The organism is Citrobacter sp. 50677481, from assembly GCF_001463265.1.
In the GTDB taxonomy this organism is placed as follows: Bacteria; Pseudomonadota; Gammaproteobacteria; order Enterobacterales; family Enterobacteriaceae; genus Citrobacter_A; species Citrobacter_A sedlakii.
This window is the reverse complement of the sequence record NZ_LNHZ01000061.1, coordinates 95,463-116,892: the sequence shown is the minus strand read 5'-3', so window position 1 is coordinate 116,892 and position 21,430 is coordinate 95,463. Positions and strand designations below refer to the sequence as shown.

The following is a 21,430-nucleotide window of genomic DNA, read 5'->3' as shown; positions in this document are numbered from 1 at the left end:
TGAGTGGGGATAAAAACCGTCAGGCAGGATCCGCTAATCTTATGGATAAAAATGCTATAGCATTGCAAAGTGTGACGCCGTGCAAATATTCAATGTGGACATTTCTGCCGTAGTTATAGACACTTTTGTTATCAGATTTTATCGCTCTGACCGCGCAATTTTGTTACAAAATGCTGTGAAAAAGCGGAGTTGATGCTCTGCCAGCAACAACGCCAGGGCAAAGCAGGGCGCAGATAACACCCTTTTACGTAATATGGACAATTTGTTTCCTCACCGAACTTCGGGAGTCGCGAAATTATGGCTGAACCGCAAAATGATCCCCTCCTGCCCGGCTACTCGTTTAACGCGCATCTGGTGGCGGGGTTAACGCCCATTGACGCCAACGGCTATCTCGATTTCTTTATCGATCGCCCGCTGGGGATGAAAGGCTATATTCTCAATCTCACCATTCGTGGGGAGGGCGTGATTAATAATCAGGGGAAGCAGTTTGTTTGCCGCCCCGGCGATATTTTGTTGTTTCCACCGGGTGAAATTCATCACTATGGACGTCACCCGGATGCCAGCCAGTGGTATCACCAGTGGGTTTACTTCCGTCCGCGCGCCTACTGGCAAGAATGGCTGGCCTGGCCGCCGATTTTCGCCCAGACCGGTTTTTTCCGCCCGGACGAAGCCCATCAGCCACACTTCAATGAACTGTTCGGTCAGATCATCAGCGCCGGGCAGGGGGAAGGACGCTATTCCGAACTGTTGGCGATTAACCTGCTGGAACAGCTCCTGTTACGCCGTATGGAGGCGATAAACGCCTCGCTGCATCCGCCAATGGACAACCGCGTGCGCGACGCCTGCCAATATATTAGCGACCATCTCGCCGACAGCCATTTTGATATCGCCAGCGTTGCCCAGCATGTTTGCCTGTCGCCGTCGCGTCTCTCGCATCTGTTCCGCCAGCAGTTGGGGATCAGCGTGCTGAGCTGGCGCGAGGACCAGCGTATCAGCCAGGCGAAACTGCTGCTCAGCACTACGCGTATGCCAATAGCCACCGTCGGACGTAACGTAGGTTTTGACGACCAGCTTTATTTCTCCCGGGTCTTTAAAAAATGCACCGGCGCCAGCCCGAGTGAGTTCCGCGCGGGATGTGAGGAAAAAGTGAATGATGTGTCAGTGAAGGTGTCATAAGCTGTAACTATTCAGATAATTGATGGCTTGACGAAGCAGCGAGGGGTTTGCAGAATCCCTGTTTCGTAAAACTGACGGACGAACTATGCAAGCATTTCTGGAACACTTCATCCTGCAGTCCGCCATGTACGCTTTGATAGCCGTGGTGTTGGTGGCCTTTCTGGAATCGCTGGCGCTGGTCGGTCTGATTTTACCCGGCACCGTACTGATGGCCGGATTGGGCGCGCTAATCGGTAGCGGCGAGCTTAATTTCTGGCACGCGTGGCTGGCGGGGATTGTGGGTTGCCTGCTCGGCGACTGGATCTCATTCTGGCTGGGATGGCGCTTTAAAAAGCCGCTGCATCGCTGGTCATTCCTTAAGAAAAACAAGGCGCTGCTGGATAAAACCGAACACGCGCTGCATCAACATAGTATGTTTACGATCCTGGTCGGACGGTTTGTCGGGCCGACGCGTCCGCTGGTGCCGATGGTGGCAGGAATGCTGGATCTGCCGGTCTCGAAATTTATCACCCCCAATATCATCGGCTGTCTGCTCTGGCCGCCGTTTTACTTTCTGCCGGGGATACTGGCGGGTGCGGCGATCGATATTCCTGCGGGAATGCAGAGCGGCGAGTTTAAATGGCTACTGCTGGCAACGGCGCTCCTGTTATGGGTTGGCGGCTGGCTGTGTTGGCGCCTGTGGCGAAGTGGAAAGGCGGCAACCGACAGGTTAACTGTATTTCTCCCAAAAGCGCGTTTGCTGTGGCTCGCGCCTGGCGTGCTGGCGCTGGGGATTGTTGCGCTGGTGATGCTGATTCGTCATCCGCTAATGCCAGTCTACGTGGATATCCTGCTGAAGGTGGTCGGCGTCTGATTCTGGCTGAAGGATGGCTTCGCGTAATCTGGCCTACAGATGTGTTTCACTGTAGGCCGGGAAAGCGAAGCGTCCATGACAACCATCACCCTTTAATTCCCAGCAATGCCGAGGCGCTGGCTTTCCCACTGACCAGTTCATCGGTTTTGCCTTGCCAGGCGATTCGCCCATCGGCCACGACAACGGAGCGGGGGGCGATGCGGGCGGCGTCCTCCACACTGTGTGAAACCATCAGCAGCGTTAACTGTCGGTTGTGACAGACATCGCTGACTAACGCCAGCATCTCCTGACGCAGGGCGGGGTCGAGAGCGGAAAACGGCTCATCAAGGAGCAGCACGGGCTGATCGCGTACCAGACAGCGCGCCAGCGCAACGCGCTGACGTTGACCGCCGGACAGTTCGCCGGGCAGGCGGCGCATCAGGTTGTCGATGCCCATTTGCCGCGCGATATGCATCAGTTTCTCGCGCTGTAGGGCGCTGAGCTTCAACCCCGGATCCAGCCCCAGCCCAATGTTTTGCTGCACGTTCAGATGGCTGAACAGGTTATTTTCCTGAAATAACATCGACACCGGACGACGAGAAGGGGGGGTAGCGGTATGATCGTCGCCCTCAATCATCAACGTGCCGCTGGCAGGAGTAAGAAAACCGGCGATCAGGTTCAGTAGCGTACTTTTCCCCGCCCCGCTAGGCCCCAGAACGGCTACCTGCTCGCCCCGGGCCACGGAAAGCGTAAAGCGCATTGGCAGATGATGATAAAGCCAGGTTATATCAGTCAGTTTTAGCATGTCGTCCTGGTAATTTCTCGATAGCGGTAAAAAGCATAAAGCACAGCAACAGCAGTAACAGTGCGGTCACGGCGCCGTCCTGACTGCGGTACGAGCCGATTTGTTGGTACAGATAAAACGGCAGCGTCCGAAAATCGTCATTACCGAACAGCGCCACCACGCCAAAATCACCGATGGAAAGCACACAGGCGAAAGCCAGCGCCTGCGCAAGCGGTCGTTTCAGAGCGCGTAACTCCACAACCTTGAGCCGCCGCCAGCCTTCAATCCCCAGCGACTGGCACAGCATTGAGTAGCGGGAGGCGGCGTCACGCATGGGGTTTTCCAGCACCTTTAACGCATAAGGGATCGCCATCAGCGCATTGGTGAAGATCACGATGCCGTCCGCCGACGCCGGCAGACCAATGCTGTTATTGAGCAGCAAAAAGAAACCGGTCGCCAGCACAATGCCGGGCATGGCGAGGATCAGCATTCCGCTCAGTTCCAGCGTTTGCCCTGCCAGCACATGCTGACGGGCCCGCAGTTCACGGCTACTCCACAGGAGCATCATGGTGAGGATCACGCACAGCAGGCCTGCCGCCAGGGCGATGCGCAGCGAGGTCCACATTGCCTGCCACAGGATCGGTTGCGCCAGTACGTCCCACAGATGGCGGTTGAGGCCATCAACAATCACCGCCAGCAGCGGCGGCAGTAACAACAGTAACGCGAGGAGAATAAGCAGCGTATCGCTAATCCGACTGTGCAGGCGGTCGTCCGGATCGCGCCACCCCTGCACCAGCGTGGTTCCGGGAACGATGGCTTTACTTAAGCGCTGGCTCAGTAGCACCAACGCCAGGCAGCAGACCATCTGGATCAACGCCAGCATCGCCGCGCGCGCCGGATCGTAGTCATAGCTCAGCGCCTGATAAATCGCCAGCTCGATAGTGGTCGCCTGTGGCCCGCCGCCGAGCGATAGCACGGTGGCAAAGCTGGCGAAACAGAGCATAAAGATAAGGGCGGCGACCGGCGGGATTTGACGGCGCAACCACGGCCACTCGACGAAACGAAAAAAATGCCAGCCGCGAAGACCAAGTTGGGCGGCGAGCTGACGCTGTTCGCCGGGAATATTTTCCAGCGACTGCAGCAGAAGTCGGCTTGCCATAGGCATATTGAAAAAAACGTGGGCCAGCAGGATACCTTGCAAACCGTAAGGAGAGAAGGTCCATTCCAGCCCGAACGTCTGCCAGAGCGAAGCCAGCCAACCCTGTCGTCCATAGACGCTAAGGATACCAAATACCGCCACCAGCACCGGGAGGATCAGGGTCATCGCGCACAGGCGCAGCAGCGCCAGACGGCCGGGGAAACGACGCCGGTAGAGCGCGCGGGCAAGCCATATCGCCGGGAAGACCGACAGCACAGCTGACAAAAACGCCTGCCAGAAGGAAAAGCGCACCACGTGCCACAGATAACTGTCCTGCCAGAGCGAGGACCATTCCCCCTGCGGCGCATTAAGCCACAGCGCCAGAAATGCGGCCAGCGCGACCGCCACCATCAGCGTGGCGGCGCTAAGACCGGGCAGCAGCCAGCCGGGAATTAGCGGCTGACGGCGCGTTGCCATTCGCTAATCCAGGCCTGACGGTGGTTTGCCACTTCAGCTGGCGTGAATTCCAGCGTGGTGGTTGGTTTGGTTAACGTCTCAAACCCGGCGGGCAGTGGGGTGGTGGTAACCGGATACATCCAGTTGCCGGTCGGGATGGCGCTCTGGAAGGCGGGCGTGAGAATGAAGCGCAGGAACGTCGTCGCCAGCTCAGGCTGCTTGCTGGCGACGGTGCGCGCCGCCACTTCCACCTGCACGTAATGCCCTTCGCTGAAATTTGCCGCCGCGTAGTTATCCTTTTTCTCTTCGATGAGGTGATACGCGGGAGAGGTGGTATAGCTCAGCACCAAATCGCTTTCTCCCTTCAGGAACAGACCGTACGCTTCGCTCCAGCCTTTGGTGACGGTGACCGTTTTCGCCGCCAGCTTTTGCCAGGCTTCCGGCGCTTTATCGCCATACACTTTCTGCATCCACAGCAGCAGGCCAAGACCCGGCGTACTGGTGCGGGGATCTTCATAGATCACACGCCATTTTTCCTGACTTTCTACCAACTCTTTCAAACTTTTTGGCGGATTTTTTAGCGTTGTCTTGTTATAGACGAAGGCAAACCAACCGTAATCGTAAGGAATAAACGTGTCGTTATTCCAGGTGAAAGGGACGTTTACGGCATCGGTATGGATCGGGGTTTTAGCGAACAGCCCGGTCTGCGTGGCGGCTTCCAGCAGGTTGTTGTCCAGCCCCAACACCACGTCGGCTTTGCTGTTTTTCCCTTCCATACGCAGGCGATTGAGCAGCGATACGCCATCTTCCAGCGCCACGTATTTCAGTTCGCAATCACAGTGAGCCTCGAACGCTTTTTTGACCGCCGGGCCGGGACCCCAGTCGGCGGCAAACGAATCATAGGTATAAACGGTAAGCACAGGTTTGGCGAACACGGGCGCTGCGCACAGAAGCAGCAGAGGAAGACATTTTTTAAGCACTTTGCACCTCAATAGATGGGTGGCAAAGGATTTTGAGCGGTAGCCTCAAATCCCTTCGCCGGCGTTATCCGGATCAGGTTCGACGGGTATTTTCTCAGCCTGTACACCTCATCCTGAATGACGTTGTGTATGTTTATCAGCACCCCGTTGAGAACGCCGTTAGTGTAATGATTTTGTTGCTATGCAGCAATCACGGGTCTGGTGGCGCAAACCATGCCGATTTAAAGTCGAACCAGCCAAGCGTGTTCATACGTAAACCGCGCATACTGCGCTGTCCCTGGATGATCAGCCAGTGGTGAATCAACGGGACGATCGCTTTACTGGCTAACAGTTGCTGACACCAGGCCGCCAGATTCATCTCACCGGTGCGCCAACGGGCGGCGTCCGCCTCCCAGTCCAGCGGAATGCAGTGCTGCAAGAGCGGAACTTCACAGAGATACGCGAACAGCGAAAAGTCGAGTGGAAGGGTGAAGTTGGCGCTGTTCAGCCAGATATCGCTTTCAATGTCTCCGGCGTGCCACTGATCGTAGTCGATCTCCTGTATATTCAGCTTTACCTGATGTTCCGCCAGCAGTTGGCTCATGATCTGCGCAATGACCCGGTGTTCGATATGATCGTGGTAATAGGTCAGGGTGAGGGATTCCAGCCCGGCAGGTTTCTCGCCGTGGCCCGGACGGGCATGATGCCAGCGAGGTAGCAGGCCATAAGCGGGAAACCAGTGGCGCTGATAGTGCTCGTCGGCATAGTAGAGCAGATTACTCGGCGACAGGACGCGACTCACCCACTCCCGGACCTCCTGATTTGCGCCACGGTGGGTGCGGGCGTCAAACAGCAGGTAATAGCAGCCTTCTTCCAGCCGGCTTTCAATGGCCTTTTCATCGTTAGTGGGGCCTTCCAGCGTCAGCGCGCCGGTCGGTTCATCGCCGATATCCGGCAGCACCCAGACGTTAACTTCATCGATTAGCGCCCGATAGCCAAAGAAATCATCAAAAGCATGAATTTTTAACTGATTACGCGTGTTGCGCATTACCGCATAGGGGCCGGTGCCAATAGGATGACTGGCGAAATGGTTCAGCGTTTCCCATTCGCGCGGCAGGATCATCGCGGGCACCTGCGCCAGCAGTAAGGGAAGCCAGCGGTCAGGCTGCGACAGGTGAATATCCAGCGTCCACGGCGTTGGCGAATTGATGCGGGAAATGTGCGAGTACAGTGGCAAGGTGTTAATTCGTGTGAGCGAAGCGATCACGTCGTCCATTTCCAGTTCGCGACCGTGGTGAAAATGAATGCCCGGACGCAGAAAAAAACGCCAGTGTAACGGGGAAATTTGCTGCCAGTGATGCGCAATATCGGCTTCCAGTTCCCCATTTTCCTCATTTACCCGGGTTAAGGCGCTAAAGATTTGACGGGCAATATGCGTTTCTGAGCGCCGCAGCGCCGTACCCGGCAGCAGGTTTTGCAAAGGACGATAATACAGGACGCGCAGGATGTGACGCCCCTGGCGGAAGCTGCGTCCAAGATGTGACACCAGCATCTGGCGAACGGCGGTTTTGTCGCCCACCAGTTGCACCAGTTGATCGATCCGATCCTGCTCCAGCAGATCCTCCGCGCGCTGCTGCTGGAGCGCAAGTCCGGTGTAGAGGAACGTCAGACGAGAGCGTTTGCCACGGCCCACTTCCGCTTCCCACGTCAGCCAGCCGCGCGCCTGCATCGTGTTCAGCAGAGTGCGCATATGGCGACGCGAGCAGTTCAGCAGTTCCGCCAGCTCGTTGAGCGTGGTGTCCTGGGTTTTGCCGTCGCAGCATTGCCACAAACGGATAAATTGTTGTTGCAGACGACCAGAAGACATAAAAGGGGAACTCCAGCGAAAAACTCAGCAATTTTATTATCCCTATATTAGGCCAATAATGAATCCCGATGAAGCACGATGAAGGGGTCAACAATGCGCCAGTTCTATCTGAAGTATTTTTCCGCGACAGAAAAGTTGTCCTGGTTGGCTTGCCTGAGCGCACCGCAGCGCTTAAAGATGCTGGAAGAACTGATGCAGTGGGAGTGACATCGCGATCCCGGATTGGCAGACATCATGTGTGACTGAGTATTGGTGTTATTCACCCCGCCAGCAGGTATTATCTGCTGGCTTTTTTCGTTTCCGCTGCGCGCTAAGGAAAGGTTTATGCTCTGGATCATGACGATGGGACGACGTCTCAACGGTGTTTATGCGGCATTTATGCTAGTCGCCTTTATGATGGGCATCGCGGGCGCGCTACAGGCGCCGACGTTGAGCCTTTTCCTGAGCCGTGAAGTGGGGGCGCAGCCGTTCTGGGTGGGGCTGTTTTACACCGTCAACGCCATCGCCGGGATTGGCGTCAGTCTCGCGCTGGCAAAGCGCTCCGACAGCCAGGGCGACCGGCGCAGACTGATTCTGTTTTGTTGCCTGATGGCCATTGGCAACGCCCTGTTGTTTGCTTTTAACCGTCATTACCTGACGCTGATCACCTGCGGCGTATTGTTGGCGTCGCTGGCGAATACCGCGATGCCGCAGCTGTTTGCGTTGGCGCGGGAATACGCTGACAGCTCGGCGCGGGAAGTGGTGATGTTCAGTTCGGTGATGCGTGCGCAGCTTTCCCTGGCCTGGGTGATCGGCCCGCCGCTGGCGTTTATGCTGGCGCTTAACTACGGCTTTACGGTGATGTTTTCTATTGCTGCCGGAATTTTTGCGCTGAGCTTTGTCCTGATCGCCTTTATGCTGCCATCGGTGGCGCGGGTTGAACAACCGGCCGATGTACCTGTCACCCGGGTTAGCGGCTGGCAGGATAACAACGTTCGCATGCTGTTTATCGCCTCCACGCTAATGTGGACCTGCAACACCATGTACATCATTGATATGCCGCTATGGATCAGCGCTGAGCTGGGGTTGCCGGATAAGCTTGCCGGGATCCTGATGGGGACCGCGGCAGGGCTGGAAATTCCCGCGATGATCCTCGCAGGTTTTTATGTCAAACGCTTTGGCAAGCGCCGGATGATGGTGACTGCAGTAGCGGCGGGCGTGCTGTTTTATCTCGGTCTGATTGTCTTTCACAGCCACGCGGCGCTATTGATTCTCCAGGTGTTCAACGCGGTGTTCATCGGGATCGTCGCCGGAATTGGGATGCTCTGGTTTCAGGATCTGATGCCGGGCAGGGCGGGTTCGGCGACGACGCTCTTCACCAACAGCATCTCAACCGGCGTGATCCTCGCGGGAGTGATTCAGGGGGCGGTGGCGCAGAGCGTCGGGCATTATGCCGTTTACTGGGTGATTGCGGCGATCTCTGTGGTAACGCTGTATATGACCAGCCAGGTGAAGGATGTCTGAGGAGAGAGTATCCGGCCCACAGGAAGGGCGTTTGTGGGCCGGATAGCGCGAAGCCGCCGTGAATTAAAAGCGCATCGCAGGAGGACAATCAGCGCATAAACGCGGGCTGCTTGTCTTCGTAAGCGGCGATAGCCGTCTCGTGCTGTAACGTCAGACCGATGCTGTCCAGACCGTTCAGCATGCAGTGACGGCGGAAGGCATCAAGAGTAAAGCTGTAGCGCTTTTCGCCCGCCTTAACGACCTGCGCTTCCAGATCCACCTCAAAATAAATCCCCGGATTCGCCTGCACCAGTGTGAACAGCTCATCGACCTCTTCATCGCTCAGCTTCACCGGCAGCAGCTGGTTGTTAAAGCTGTTGCCGTAAAAGATATCGGCGAAGCTCGGTGCGATCACCACTTTGAAGCCATAGTCGGTCAGCGCCCAGGGGGCGTGTTCACGGGATGAACCGCAGCCGAAGTTTTCCCGCGCCAGCAGAATAGACGCGCCCTGATATTCCGGGAAGTTGAGCACAAACGCCGGATTCGGCTGCTCGCCTTTGTCATCCAGAAAGCGCCAGTCGTTAAACAGGTGCGCGCCAAAACCGGTGCGGGTAACCTTCTGTAAGAACTGTTTAGGAATGATGGCGTCGGTATCGACGTTGGCGGCATCCAGCGGGACAACCAGGCCGGTATGTTGGGTAAATTTCTCTGCCATGGTGGTCTCCTTATTTAATGCTGCGAATGTCGGCGAAATGGCCGGTGACGGCGGCAGCGGCGGCCATTGCCGGGCTGACCAGATGGGTACGTCCGCCGCGGCCCTGACGGCCTTCAAAGTTACGGTTGCTGGTTGAGGCGCAGCGCTCGCCCGGATTCAGACGGTCATTGTTCATCGCCAGACACATTGAGCAGCCCGGTAAACGCCACTCAAAGCCCGCTTCAATGAAGATCTTATCCAGACCTTCCGCTTCCGCCTGCGCTTTTACCGGACCGGACCCTGGCACCACCAGCGCCTGAACGCCTGGCGCCACTTTCCGTCCTTTCGCCACTTCCGCGGCGGCGCGTAAATCTTCAATACGTGAATTGGTACAGGAGCCGATAAATACTTTATCGATCGCCACTTCCGTTAACGGCACGCCAGGCTTCAGCCCCATATAGGCCAACGCCTTTTCTGCGCTTGCCCGCTCAACCGGATCGGCGAAAGAAGCCGGATCGGGGATCATGTCGGTTACCGACATCACCTGGCCCGGATTGGTGCCCCAGGTGACCTGTGGCGCAATCTCTTCAGCCTGTAAGGTGATAACTGTATCGAAGCGGGCGTCCGGATCGGTTTGCAGCGTTTTCCAGTACGCAACCGCATCATCAAAATCCTTGCCTTTCGGGGCGTGCAAACGGCCTTTCACATAGTTGAAGGTGGTTTCATCCGGGGCGACCAAACCCGCTTTCGCGCCCATCTCAATCGCCATGTTGCACAAGGTCATACGGCCTTCCATGCTCAGGGCGCGGATCGCGTCGCCGCAGAACTCCACGACGTGGCCGGTGCCGCCAGCGCTGCCAGTTTTACCGATAATCGCCAGCACGATGTCTTTCGCCGTGATACCCGGCGCCGCGCGGCCCTTGACCTCAATCTTCATGGTTTTCGCGCGACCCTGCTTCAGGGTCTGCGTCGCCAGTACATGTTCAACTTCCGAGGTGCCGATGCCGAACGCCAGCGCGCCAAACGCGCCGTGCGTGGCGGTATGGGAGTCGCCGCAGACGATGGTCATGCCCGGTAAGGTAACGCCCTGTTCCGGCCCCATCACATGAACGATGCCCTGATACGGGTGATTCAGATCGTACAGCTCAACGCCGAATTCGTTGCAGTTTTTGATCAGCTCCTGCATCTGGATACGGGCCATTTCACCGGAGGCGTTGATGTCTTTCGTCTGCGTCGAGACGTTATGGTCCATCGTCGCGAAGGTTTTACCCGGCTGACGAACTGGACGACCATGCGCGCGCAGGCCATCGAACGCCTGCGGGGAGGTTACTTCATGCACCAGATGGCGGTCGATGTATAACAGCGGGGTTTCGTTTTGCGCCTCGTACACCACGTGCGCATCAAATAATTTTTCGTATAACGTTTTAGCCATGATTACACCCCTTCCGCGACATAGCGTGCAATGATGTCGCCCATCTCATCGGTACCAACGGCAGCGGCGCCACGGGCTAAATCGCCGGTGCGGATGCCTTCTTCTAATGCGCGGTTGATAGCGCGTTCAATGGCGGTTGCCGCCTCATCCGCATCCAGGCTGTAGCGCAGCAGCAGCGCCAGCGACAAAATCTGCGCGATAGGGTTTGCGATATTTTTTCCGGCGATATCCGGCGCGGAGCCGCCTGCTGGCTCATACAGACCAAAGCCCTGCTCGTTCAGGCTGGCGGACGGCAACATCCCCATGGAGCCGGTGATCATTGCGCACTCGTCAGACAGGATGTCGCCAAACAGGTTGGAACACAGCAATACGTCGAACTGAGACGGGTCTTTAATCAACTGCATGGTGGCGTTATCAATATACATGTGCGCCAACTCAACGTCCGGATACGCTTTAGCGACGTCGTTGACGATTTCGCGCCACAAAATAGACGTTTGCAGGACGTTGGCTTTGTCAACAGACGTTACCTTACGGCGGCGCTTGCGGGCGGATTCAAAGGCGATGCGCGCAATACGCTCAATTTCAAAACGGTGATACACCTCGGTATCGAACGCTTTTTCATGCTGACCGCTACCTTCGCGGCCTTTCGGCTGGCCGAAGTAAATGCCGCCAGTCAGTTCACGTACGCACAGGATGTCAAAGCCATTTGCCGCGATGTCGGCGCGCAGAGGGCAGAACGCTTCCAGCCCCTGATACAGTTTCGCCGGACGCAGATTGCTGAATAATTTGAAGTGTTTACGCAACGGCAGCAGGGCGCCGCGCTCCGGCTGTTGATCTGGCGGCAAATGTTCCCATTTTGGGCCACCCACGGAGCCGAACAACACGGCGTCGGCCTGCTCGCAGCCTTCTACGGTCGCTTTCGGCAGCGGTTGACCGTGATTATCGATGGCGGCTCCGCCGACATCGTAGTGGCTGGTGGTAATACGCATATCAAACCGGCCGCGAACCGCTTCCAGGACTTTCAGGGCTTGCGCCATCACTTCCGGGCCAATTCCATCACCCGGCAAAACAGCAATATGGTAATTCTTCGACATCACACGGTTTCCTTGTTGTTCTCGTTGTTCTGAGCTTTGCGTTGCAATTCTTTTTCGACTTCAGCGGCGCGCCAGATGTTATTCAGTACGTGCACCATCGCCTTGGCGGAGGATTCAACGATGTCTGTCGCCAGACCGACGCCATGGAAGCGGCGACCGTTATAGTGAGCGACGATATCCACCTGGCCCAGCGCGTCTTTACCGTGTCCTTTAGCGGACAGGCCGTATTTCACCAGTTCAATGTGGTAATCGGTAATACGGTTTATCGCCTGGTAAATGGCGTCGACCGGGCCGTTACCGTTTGCCGCTTCAGCTTTTACAGTATTACCGCAAGCCAGTTTCACCGAGGCGGTCGCGATATCGTTTGAGCCAGACTGCACGCTGAAGTAGTCCAGGCGGAAATGTTCAGGTTCTTCCTGCTGTTTATTGATGAATGCCAGCGCTTCCAGGTCGTAATCGAATACCTGGCCTTTTTTATCCGCCAGTTTCAGGAACGCGTCGTACAGATCGTCCAGGCTGTACTCGCTTTCTTTATAACCCATCTCATCCATGCGGTGTTTTACCGCCGCGCGTCCGGAACGGGATGTCAGGTTCAACTGCACCTGATTCAGGCCGATCGATTCCGGCGTCATGATTTCGTAGTTTTCACGATTTTTCAGTACGCCGTCCTGGTGAATACCGGAGGAGTGGGCGAAGGCGCCGCTACCGACAATCGCTTTGTTCGCCGGGATGGGCATATTGCAGATTTGACTGACCAACTGGCTGGTGCGCCAGATCTCCTGATGATTAATGCGGGTGTGGACGTTCAGAATATCCTTGCGCACTTTGATCGCCATGATCACTTCTTCCAAAGAGCAGTTGCCGGCGCGTTCACCAATGCCGTTCATTGCGCCTTCCACCTGGCGAGCGCCCGCATGCACGGCGGCCAGCGCGTTGCCAACCCCTAAACCTAAATCGTCGTGTGTATGGACGGAGATAATGGCTTTATCGATATTGGGCACGCGTTCATACAGACCGGAAATAATGTTGGCAAACTCGAAGGGCATGGTATAGCCAACGGTGTCGGGAATATTGATGGTTCTGGCGCCTGCGTTGATGGCGGCTTCCACCACCCGCGCCAGATCGGCGACAGGCGTACGGCCCGCGTCTTCACAGGAGAACTCAACGTCGTCGGTGTAATTACGTGCGCGTTTCACCATGTACACCGCGCGTTCGATCACCTCATCCAGCGTACTGCGCAGCTTGGTGGCGATATGCATTGGCGAGGTGGCGATAAAGGTATGAATCCGGAAGGCATCGGCCACTTTCAGCGACTCTGCCGCAACGTCGATGTCCTTTTCCACACAGCGGGCTAAGGCGCAAACCCGACTGTTCTTCACCTGGCGGGCGATGGTTTGCACAGACTCAAAGTCGCCCGGTGAGGAAACCGGGAAGCCAACTTCCATTACGTCTACGCCCATGCGCTCGAGGGCCAGCGCAATCTGCAGTTTTTCTTTCACACTCAGGCTTGCCTGTAACGCCTGTTCTCCGTCGCGTAAAGTGGTATCGAAAATAATGACTTGCTGGCTCATGGTTTAGGTCCTTGGTCTTGAGGGCGCCTTGCTTCGAGCATAAAAAAACCCGCGCAACGGCGCGGGTTTTTTTTCTAACTGGATGCTGACTTAATGCTGAATGCCGCTCACCAGTCTACCGCGCAACGAAAATGCGTTTAGTAGTAGTAGACCGTTAAAGCGGGCGATACGTATCATTAAGTTTAACTCCAGGCGAATGCGATATGCTTTTAGTGGTACTGGATACCGCTGCTGATGTCAACCCCGTTTGCCAAAAAGGCCGCCACGGCGAGGAGAAATCTCACCCGTTGCTTTAGCTAATTGTGCTGAACTTTTGCCCCTCTTCCGGAATAAACGCGTAGCGCGCGTACATAATTTTCATCTTTTGTCATACTTAAGCATATTTTTTTTCAATTAGTGAGAGAAATACGGGATGTGCACCGTCCGAAAAAGATTGGTTATCTCTATGATTTTTAGGCTGTTATAACGACAATGAATAAATTAACATTTACTGAAAACCGTTTATTGATAAGCTAATGTTAAGAATTAACGACAGAGTAATATAAACATTTAATTAATACTTAAAGTATTATTCATAAAACACATGATTGTTTATTTGTCTGGCTTATGTTTATATTGCACGCGTCATTAAAACTTATTGATTCGTCGTGTCGTGAAGGATGCCACATCGCGCCTGCGCTGTTTATTCGTGTTTTGTTTTTGCATCTTTATGTTTTCCTAATTTTTATCCGTACCCTTTTTCTTATTTTATATGCATGGTAAATCATATTTTCTGAGATTATTTCTCTGCATTCCGGCTGGAAAAGGGAGTAAGCGTGACAGTGGAGTTAAGTATGCCAGAAGTAAAAAATGATAAACCTCATACACCTCTTATAGAGATGGAAAAGCCGCAGCTTCGTATGGTTGATCTTAATCTGTTGACAGTCTTCGATGCGGTGATGCAGGAACAAAATATTACGCGGGCCGCTCATGCCCTTGGGATGTCGCAGCCCGCGGTAAGCAACGCGGTTGCGCGTCTGAAAGTGATGTTCAACGACGAACTGTTTGTGCGCTATGGCCGTGGGATCCAACCGACCGCACGCGCCTTCCAGCTTTTTGGCGCGGTTCGCCAGGCGTTGCAATTAGTGCAAAATGAATTACCGGGTTCCGGTTTCGAACCGGCCAGCAGTGAACGCGTGTTTAATCTTTGCGTCTGCAGCCCGCTGGACAATGTGCTTACCTCCCTGATTTATAATCGTGTTGAGCAGATTGCGCCGAATATTCATGTCGTTTTCAAATCTTCATTAAATCAAAATACAGAGCATCAATTACGTTATCAGGAAACCGAATTCGTTATTAGTTATGAGGAATTCCGTCGCCCTGAATTTACCAGTATCCCTCTGTTTAAAGATGAAATGGTTCTCGTCGCCAGCCGTAAGCACCCGCGTATTAGCGGTCCATTACTGGAAAGCGATGTTTATAATGAACAGCATGCCGTTGTGTCTCTGGACCGTTTTGCCTCGTTCAGCCAGCCGTGGTATGACACTGCGGATAAACAATCCTGCATTGCCTATCAGGGAATGGCATTAATTAGCGTGCTTAATGTGGTTTCGCAGACTCAGTTAGTGGCGATTGCGCCGCGCTGGCTGGCGGATGAGTTTGCTGAATCGCTGGATCTGCAAGTGCTACCGCTGCCGTTAAAACTCAATAGTCGAACCTGTTATCTCTCCTGGCATGAAGCGGCAGGCCGGGACAAGGGCCATCAATGGATGGAAGAACTGCTGGCGTCTGTTTGCAAGCGCTAAGCGTAGGCAAAATAAACCGGGTGTAGACATCCGGTTTATTCTTTTTATTTCATTCTTTGTGAAATTATATGCTGAATTGATTGGCGCGCGCGGTGGCATATCGATCAAAAAATTGATGATTCTCTGCAAGCCTTCCGGTTTAAGCGATTATTCATTAACGAAAGAATCATATTTGGTGTAATTTCCCGTTTCTTTGGCGCTTTCCTTTCGTTTGTTCTTATTTCCCTTCTGTCAGAAAACCGATAGTGAATTGCCTGCGCAGTAACGAGCGGTTAATGTGTTTTGTACTTAATAACACGCGTTATTCGTCATTCAGTGAGGCAGGCCATGGAGATGTTGTCTGGAGCCGAGATGGTCGTCCGATCGCTCATCGATCAGGGCGTTAAGCAGGTATTCGGTTATCCCGGGGGCGCAGTCCTCGATATTTATGATGCATTGCATACGGTTGGCGGCATCGATCACGTGCTGGTCCGCCATGAACAGGCTGCTGTGCATATGGCTGATGGCCTGGCGCGGGCGACGGGAGAAGTGGGAGTCGTACTGGTGACCTCAGGTCCGGGTGCCACCAATGCCATTACCGGCATCGCCACGGCCTATATGGATTCCATTCCGTTGGTCATTCTTTCCGGCCAGGTGGCGACCTCGCTAATCGGCTACGATGCCTTCCAGGAGTGCGACATGGTGGGGATCTCCCGCCCGGTAGTGAAGCACAGCTTTTTGGTTAAGCAGACAGAAGATATCCCTCAGGTGCTGAAAAAAGCCTTCTGGCTGGCAGCGAGCGGCCGACCAGGGCCAGTGGTGGTCGACTTACCCAAAGACATTCTCAATCCGGCAAATAAACTGCCGTATAGCTGGCCTGATTCGGTCAGTATGCGTTCTTATAACCCCACCACCGGCGGCCATAAAGGACAGATCAAACGCGCGCTGCAAACGCTCGTCGCGGCGAAAAAACCGGTGGTGTACGTCGGCGGCGGGGCGGTGACGGCGGGCTGCTATGCGCCGCTTCGTCAGGCTGTCGAAACACTCAATCTGCCGGTCGTTTCCTCATTAATGGGGCTGGGCGCTTTCCCGGCGACCCATCGTCAGGCGCTGGGGATGCTCGGCATGCATGGCACTTACGAAGCCAACATGACGATGCATAATGCCGATGTGATTTTTGCTGTTGGCGTCCGTTTCGACGATCGCACCACCAATAATCTGGCGAAATATTGCCCGAATGCAACGGTATTGCATATCGATATCGACCCGACGTCTATCTCCAAGACGGTGACGGCAGACATTCCTATCGTGGGGGATGCGCGTCTGGTGCTGGAGCAGATGCTGGAACTCCTGCCTCAGGAAACCGCGCAACAACCGCTGGATGATATTCGTGACTGGTGGCAGCAGATTGAGCGCTGGCGCGCCCGCCAGTGCCTGAAATATGATACCCACAGCGAAAGCATCAAGCCGCAGGCGGTCATTGAGGCTATCTGGCGTCTGACCCGTGGCGATGCGTTCGTCACTTCTGATGTCGGCCAACACCAGATGTTCGCCGCCCTGTATTATCCTTTCGACAAACCGCGTCGCTGGATCAACTCTGGCGGCCTCGGCACGATGGGCTTTGGACTGCCAGCCGCGCTGGGCGTAAAAATGGCGCTGCCGGACGAAACGGTTGTGTGCGTTACCGGCGACGGCAGTATCCAGATGAATATCCAGGAACTGTCGACCGCGCTTCAGTATGAACTTCCGGTGCTGGTGCTCAACCTGAATAACCGCTATCTGGGAATGGTGAAACAGTGGCAGGACATGATTTACTCCGGTCGCCATTCTCAGTCTTATATGCAGTCGCTACCCGATTTTGTCCGTCTGGCGGAAGCCTACGGGCATGTCGGTATTCGGATTTCCCGTCCTGAAGAGCTGGAAGACACGTTAAGCGAGGCGCTGGCCCAGGTGCAGAGCGGCCGTCTGGTGTTTGTCGACGTTAACGTCGATGGCAGCGAGCACGTTTATCCGATGCAGATTCGCGGCGGCGGGATGGACGAAATGTGGTTAAGCAAAACGGAGAGAACCTGATTATGCGCCGGATATTATCAGTACTGCTGGAAAACGAGTCCGGCGCGCTGTCGCGCGTTATTGGCCTCTTTGCCCAGCGCGGATACAACATTGAAAGCCTGACCGTTGCGCCAACGGACGATCCTACGCTTTCCCGCATGACCATCCAGACGGTAGGCGATGAAAAAGTGCTGGAGCAGATCGAAAAACAACTGCACAAGCTGGTCGATGTCCTGCGGGTGAGTGAACTGGGGCAGGGGGCGCACGTTGAACGGGAAATTATGTTGGTGAAGCTTCAGGCCAGCGGCTATGGCCGGGAGGAAGTGAAGCGCAACACGGAAATCTTCCGCGGACAGATTATTGACGTCACGCCAACCCTTTACACAGTGCAACTGGCAGGAACCAGCGATAAGCTGGACGCGTTTCTGGCGACGCTGCGCGAAGTGGCCAAAATTGTCGAGGTGGCCCGTTCCGGCGTCGTGGGGTTGTCGCGCGGCGATAAAATCATGCGCTAACGCCTGGGTGGAAGCGTGACGTTAACGTTTAACCGCTCTACCTTTATTCTTGATCCGCAAGCCCAACGGTTAAAGTTGGGCTTTTTTTTGCGAAATCAGCGGAAACCCGGAACAAAAGCGGTTGCCGCAGTCATTATTCTGCGCTTGAATGTTAATGAAACTAATCCATGCCGTTACAATGGTTATGGTTTGTACTTTTTATGCAAGGGGCAATTGTGAAACTGGATGAAATCGCTCGGCTGGCCGGTGTCTCGCGAACGACTGCAAGCTACGTGATAAACGGAAAAGCAAAGCAATACCGCGTGAGCGACAAGACTGTCGAAAAAGTCATGGCAGTGGTACGCGAGCATAATTACCACCCGAACGCCGTGGCTGCCGGGCTGCGCGCTGGACGCACGCGCTCAATCGGGCTGGTGATCCCCGATCTTGAGAACACAAGCTACACCCGCATTGCAAACTATCTTGAGCGCCAGGCGCGTCAGCGCGGCTATCAACTGCTGATTGCTTGTTCGGAAGATCAGCCGGACAATGAAATGCGCTGCATCGAACATCTCTTGCAGCGTCAGGTTGACGCGATCATCGTGTCCACCTCGCTGCCGCCGGAGCATCCGTTCTATCAACGCTGGGCGAATGACTCCTTCCCGATTGTGGCGTTGGATCGCGCGCTGGATCGTGAACATTTCACCAGTGTCGTCGGCGCCGACCAGGACGATGCGGAAATGCTGGCGCAAGAGCTACGTAAATTCCCCGCTGAAACGGTACTTTATCTCGGCGCGTTGCCGGAGCTGTCCGTGAGTTTCCTGCGGGAGCAGGGTTTTCGCAGCGCCTGGAAAGACGATCCGCGTGAGGTTCACTTTCTGTACGCCAATAGCTACGAGCGCGAAGCGGCTGCGCAGCTGTTTGAAAAATGGCTGGAAACACACCCGATGCCGCAGGCGCTGTTCACCACGTCCTTCGCTCTGCTGCAGGGCGTGATGGATGTGACGTTGCGTCGCGACGGCAAGCTGCCTTCCGATCTGGCCATTGCAACCTTTGGCGATAATGAGCTGCTGGATTTCCTGCAGTGCCCGGTACTGGCGGTAGCGCAGCGTCATCGCGACGTGGCGGAACGCGTGCTGGAGATCGTGCTGGCGAGTCTCGACGAACCGCGCAAACCGAAGCCTGGCTTAACGCGAATCAAACGTAACCTGTACCGTCGCGGCGTTCTCAGCCGCAACTGATAACCTTACCGCAGTCCAGGTGGCGTTCGCGTTAATCTGGTCTGCGGGAAATATGCCTTCCAGACAATACCCCCAGCAGAATTAAGATTATTCCTTAGTATTATCTCACCCGACGGCAAATAAACGATTTTTTAAACGCATGTGCGGGCCCGAAGGGTAATTACAGCGTTTACCGCAGCCCGTTTTGTATTTTTTTGTTACAGGTTTGTCGCGAATTGCCGAATTAACAGACACTTTCCTTTTCTTCTTTACGAAAGTCTCGGCTGGCTTGATGGCGCGCGGCGTTAACCGCGCTAAACAGGGACTGTATTCGCAGTGCAATATGTCCTAAAATGCCGCTCGCGTCGCAAACTGACACTTTATATTTTCTTTAGGAGAAGAGAAGTTCGTTTAAAAACGAGGAGGGGTATTTGGATTTTTTCTTACAAATATTCATGACGTTAATTTGCTTCGCTCGTTGGACAGAATTTAATCAACGCTGATATTAGCCGTAAACATTGGGTTTTTTACTCTGGTAAGCGTTGTGACTCGCTTGACAAGCTTTTCCTCCGCTCCGTAAACTCCTTTCAGTGGGAATTTGTGGGGCAAAGTGGTGATAAGGGGTTGAGCTGGCATGTTCCGGGGAGCAACGTTAGTCAATCTCGACAGTAAAGGGCGCTTAGCCGTGCCCACCCGTTACCGGGATCAACTGATCGAGAACGCTACCGGTCAAATGGTTTGCACCATTGACATCCATCACCCATGCCTGCTGCTTTACCCCCTGCCTGAATGGGAAATTATCGAGCAAAAATTATCGCGTCTGTCGAGCATGAACCCGGTAGAACGCCGCGTGCAGCGCCTGCTGTTGGGTCATGCCAGCGAATGTCAGATGGACAGCGCCGGTCGCCTGCTGATAGCGCCTGTTCTCCGGCAACATGCCGGTCTGACGAAAGAAGTGATGCTGGTTGGACAGTTCAACAAATTTGAACTGTGGGATGAAACGACCTGGTATCAACAGGTCAAGGAAGATATCGACGCAGAGCAGAGCGCTACCGGGACGTTGTCGGAACGCCTGCAGGACTTGTCTCTATAAGATGATGGAAAACTTTAAACACACCACGGTGCTGCTCGACGAGGCCGTCAATGGCCTGAACATTCGTCCAGATGGCATCTACATTGATGGGACATTTGGTCGCGGTGGTCACTCGCGCCTCATTCTCTCGCAGCTTGGCGAAGAAGGGCGCTTGCTGGCAATCGATCGCGATCCGCAGGCGATCGCCGTTGCGCAAACCATCAATGATCCGCGCTTCTCCATCATTCATGGACCTTTTTCGGCGCTGGCTGACTATGTCGGCGAGCGCGATCTTACCGGCAAGATCGACGGGATTCTTCTCGATCTTGGCGTCTCTTCGCCGCAGCTCGACGATGCTGAACGTGGCTTTTCCTTTATGCGCGACGGCCCGCTGGACATGCGGATGGACCCGACGCGCGGCCATTCCGCCGCCGAGTGGCTGCAAACCGCGGAAGAAGCGGATATTGCCTGGGTACTGAAAACCTTTGGCGAAGAGCGTTTTGCGAAGCGCATCGCCCGCGCCATCGTTGAACGTAACCGCGAGCAGCCGATGACCCGTACCAAAGAGCTGGCGGAGGTGGTCGCGGCGGCAACACCGGTGAAGGACAAATTCAAACATCCCGCGACCCGTACCTTCCAGGCGGTGCGCATCTGGGTAAACAGTGAACTGGAGGAGATAGAGCAGGCGCTAAAAAGCTCGCTCAGCGTGCTGGCCCCGGGTGGGCGGCTTTCTGTCATCAGCTTCCACTCGCTGGAAGATCGCATTGTGAAACGCTTTATGCGCGAGCAAAGCCGCGGTCCGAAAGTGCCCGCCGGGATCCCGATGACGGAAGCGCAGCTCAGTAAACTGGGCGGCCGTGAGTTAAGAGCGTTAGGCAAGTTGATGCCGGGTGAAAAAGAGGTCGCAGAAAATCCTCGTGCCCGTAGTTCAGTTCTGCGCATTGCAGAGAGGACGAACGCATGATCAGCAGAGTGACAGAAGCCCTTAGCAAAGTGAAGGGATCGATAGGAAGCAACGAGCGCCATGCCTTGCCTGGCGTGATCGGTGACGATCTTTTGCGATTCGGGAAGCTGCCACTCTGCCTGTTCATTTGCATCATTGTGACGGCGGTGACGGTGGTAACGACCGCTCACCATACGCGGTTACTGACCGCGCAGCGTGAACAACTGGTTCTGGAGCGTGATGCGCTGGATATTGAATGGCGCAACCTGATCCTTGAAGAAAACGCGCTCGGCGACCATAGCCGGGTGGAACGGATCGCAACGGAAAAGCTGCAAATGCAGCATGTTGATCCCTCACAAGAAAATATCGTAGTCCAAAAATAAGGAACAGCGCGACGCATG

General features: G+C 54.9%; 20 protein-coding genes and 1 riboswitch. Of the genes, 11 read left to right on the top strand and 9 right to left on the bottom strand.

The window, feature by feature from the left end; all coding sequences use genetic code 11:
* The first annotated feature begins 297 nt into the window (after window positions 1-297).
* Both araC and APU02_RS17100 read left to right on the top strand, forming a co-directional pair.
* Window positions 298-1,176: an arabinose operon transcriptional regulator AraC gene (gene araC, locus APU02_RS17105; protein WP_042290107.1), complete on the top strand. Its 879-nt coding sequence runs from the start codon at window positions 298-300 to the stop codon at window positions 1,174-1,176.
* An 85-nt stretch (window positions 1,177-1,261) separates the two neighbouring features.
* Window positions 1,262-2,029: a DedA family protein gene (locus APU02_RS17100; protein WP_060570740.1), complete on the top strand. Its 768-nt coding sequence runs from the start codon at window positions 1,262-1,264 to the stop codon at window positions 2,027-2,029.
* Window positions 2,030-2,114: 85 nt separating this feature from the next.
* On the opposite strand, the gene thiQ is transcribed toward APU02_RS17100, so the two are convergent.
* The 4 genes from thiQ to sgrR all read right to left on the bottom strand — a co-directional run bounded on the left by thiQ (window position 2,115) and on the right by sgrR (window position 7,212).
* On the bottom strand, window positions 2,115-2,813 hold the full coding sequence (gene thiQ, locus APU02_RS17095) for a thiamine ABC transporter ATP-binding protein ThiQ (protein ID WP_042290102.1): 699 nt from the start codon (window positions 2,811-2,813) through the stop codon (window positions 2,115-2,117).
* Complete coding sequence (gene thiP / locus APU02_RS17090; protein ID WP_060570739.1) at window positions 2,797-4,407, bottom strand: thiamine/thiamine pyrophosphate ABC transporter permease ThiP; 1,611 nt, start codon at window positions 4,405-4,407, stop codon at window positions 2,797-2,799. Before thiP ends, thiQ begins: the two co-directional genes overlap by 17 nt.
* Complete coding sequence (gene thiB, locus APU02_RS17085; RefSeq protein WP_060570738.1) at window positions 4,383-5,366, bottom strand: thiamine ABC transporter substrate binding subunit; 984 nt, start codon at window positions 5,364-5,366, stop codon at window positions 4,383-4,385. The genes thiP and thiB overlap by 25 nt, the downstream gene beginning before the upstream one ends.
* A gap of 32 nt (window positions 5,367-5,398) precedes the next feature.
* Window positions 5,399-5,523: riboswitch (TPP riboswitch) on the bottom strand.
* A 33-nt stretch (window positions 5,524-5,556) separates the two neighbouring features.
* Entirely contained in the window at window positions 5,557-7,212 is a 1,656-nt protein-coding gene (sgrR, locus tag APU02_RS17080; RefSeq protein WP_060570737.1) for an HTH-type transcriptional regulator SgrR, read from the bottom strand.
* A gap of 93 nt (window positions 7,213-7,305) precedes the next feature.
* Between sgrR and sgrT the strand changes: the two genes are divergently transcribed.
* Together sgrT and APU02_RS17070 are read left to right on the top strand one after the other, a co-directional pair.
* Window positions 7,306-7,419 carry a glucose uptake inhibitor SgrT gene (gene sgrT / locus APU02_RS17075; protein ID WP_042290093.1) on the top strand — a complete coding sequence of 38 codons (114 nt, stop codon included), beginning with the start codon at window positions 7,306-7,308 and terminating at the stop codon, window positions 7,417-7,419.
* A 117-nt stretch (window positions 7,420-7,536) separates the two neighbouring features.
* Window positions 7,537-8,715 carry a sugar efflux transporter gene (locus APU02_RS17070; protein WP_042290091.1) on the top strand — a complete coding sequence of 393 codons (1,179 nt, stop codon included), beginning with the start codon at window positions 7,537-7,539 and terminating at the stop codon, window positions 8,713-8,715.
* An 88-nt stretch (window positions 8,716-8,803) separates the two neighbouring features.
* On the opposite strand, the gene leuD is transcribed toward APU02_RS17070, so the two are convergent.
* The 5 genes from leuD to leuL form a co-directional block, all read right to left on the bottom strand.
* Window positions 8,804-9,409: a 3-isopropylmalate dehydratase small subunit gene (leuD, locus tag APU02_RS17065; RefSeq protein ID WP_042290089.1), complete on the bottom strand. Its 606-nt coding sequence runs from the start codon at window positions 9,407-9,409 to the stop codon at window positions 8,804-8,806.
* 10 nt (window positions 9,410-9,419) lie between these two features.
* Window positions 9,420-10,820, bottom strand: coding sequence for a 3-isopropylmalate dehydratase large subunit (gene leuC, locus APU02_RS17060; protein WP_042290087.1), 1,401 nt, complete (start codon window positions 10,818-10,820; stop codon window positions 9,420-9,422).
* Window positions 10,821-10,822: 2 nt separating this feature from the next.
* A complete protein-coding gene (gene leuB, locus APU02_RS17055) occupies window positions 10,823-11,914 on the bottom strand; it encodes a 3-isopropylmalate dehydrogenase (protein WP_042290085.1) in 1,092 nt (363 codons plus the stop codon).
* Window positions 11,914-13,485 (bottom strand): 2-isopropylmalate synthase, encoded by a 1,572-nt coding sequence (gene leuA, locus APU02_RS17050; protein WP_060570736.1) that lies wholly within the window; start codon window positions 13,483-13,485, stop codon window positions 11,914-11,916. The genes leuB and leuA overlap by 1 nt, the downstream gene beginning before the upstream one ends.
* A gap of 90 nt (window positions 13,486-13,575) precedes the next feature.
* The gene (gene leuL / locus APU02_RS17045) at window positions 13,576-13,662 is read right to left on the bottom strand and encodes a leu operon leader peptide (protein ID WP_042290080.1); all 87 of its coding nucleotides are present in this window, start codon (window positions 13,660-13,662) and stop codon (window positions 13,576-13,578) included.
* 656 nt (window positions 13,663-14,318) lie between these two features.
* Between leuL and leuO the strand changes: the two genes are divergently transcribed.
* The 7 genes from leuO to ftsL all read left to right on the top strand — a co-directional run bounded on the left by leuO (window position 14,319) and on the right by ftsL (window position 21,412).
* Window positions 14,319-15,269 carry a transcriptional regulator LeuO gene (gene leuO, locus APU02_RS17040; RefSeq protein WP_042290078.1) on the top strand — a complete coding sequence of 317 codons (951 nt, stop codon included), beginning with the start codon at window positions 14,319-14,321 and terminating at the stop codon, window positions 15,267-15,269.
* A gap of 327 nt (window positions 15,270-15,596) precedes the next feature.
* The gene (gene ilvI, locus APU02_RS17035) at window positions 15,597-17,321 is read left to right on the top strand and encodes an acetolactate synthase 3 large subunit (RefSeq protein WP_060570735.1); all 1,725 of its coding nucleotides are present in this window, start codon (window positions 15,597-15,599) and stop codon (window positions 17,319-17,321) included.
* Window positions 17,322-17,323: 2 nt separating this feature from the next.
* Window positions 17,324-17,815 carry an acetolactate synthase small subunit gene (gene ilvN, locus APU02_RS17030; RefSeq protein WP_042290075.1) on the top strand — a complete coding sequence of 164 codons (492 nt, stop codon included), beginning with the start codon at window positions 17,324-17,326 and terminating at the stop codon, window positions 17,813-17,815.
* A gap of 215 nt (window positions 17,816-18,030) precedes the next feature.
* Window positions 18,031-19,035, top strand: coding sequence for a catabolite repressor/activator (gene cra, locus APU02_RS17025; RefSeq protein ID WP_042290334.1), 1,005 nt, complete (start codon window positions 18,031-18,033; stop codon window positions 19,033-19,035).
* Window positions 19,036-19,648: 613 nt separating this feature from the next.
* Entirely contained in the window at window positions 19,649-20,107 is a 459-nt protein-coding gene (gene mraZ / locus APU02_RS17020; RefSeq protein ID WP_042290072.1) for a division/cell wall cluster transcriptional repressor MraZ, read from the top strand.
* 1 nt (window position 20,108) lies between these two features.
* On the top strand, window positions 20,109-21,050 hold the full coding sequence (gene rsmH / locus APU02_RS17015) for a 16S rRNA (cytosine(1402)-N(4))-methyltransferase RsmH (RefSeq protein WP_060570734.1): 942 nt from the start codon (window positions 20,109-20,111) through the stop codon (window positions 21,048-21,050).
* Entirely contained in the window at window positions 21,047-21,412 is a 366-nt protein-coding gene (gene ftsL, locus APU02_RS17010; protein WP_012904474.1) for a cell division protein FtsL, read from the top strand. The genes rsmH and ftsL overlap by 4 nt, the downstream gene beginning before the upstream one ends.
* Window positions 21,413-21,430: the final 18 nt, after the last annotated feature.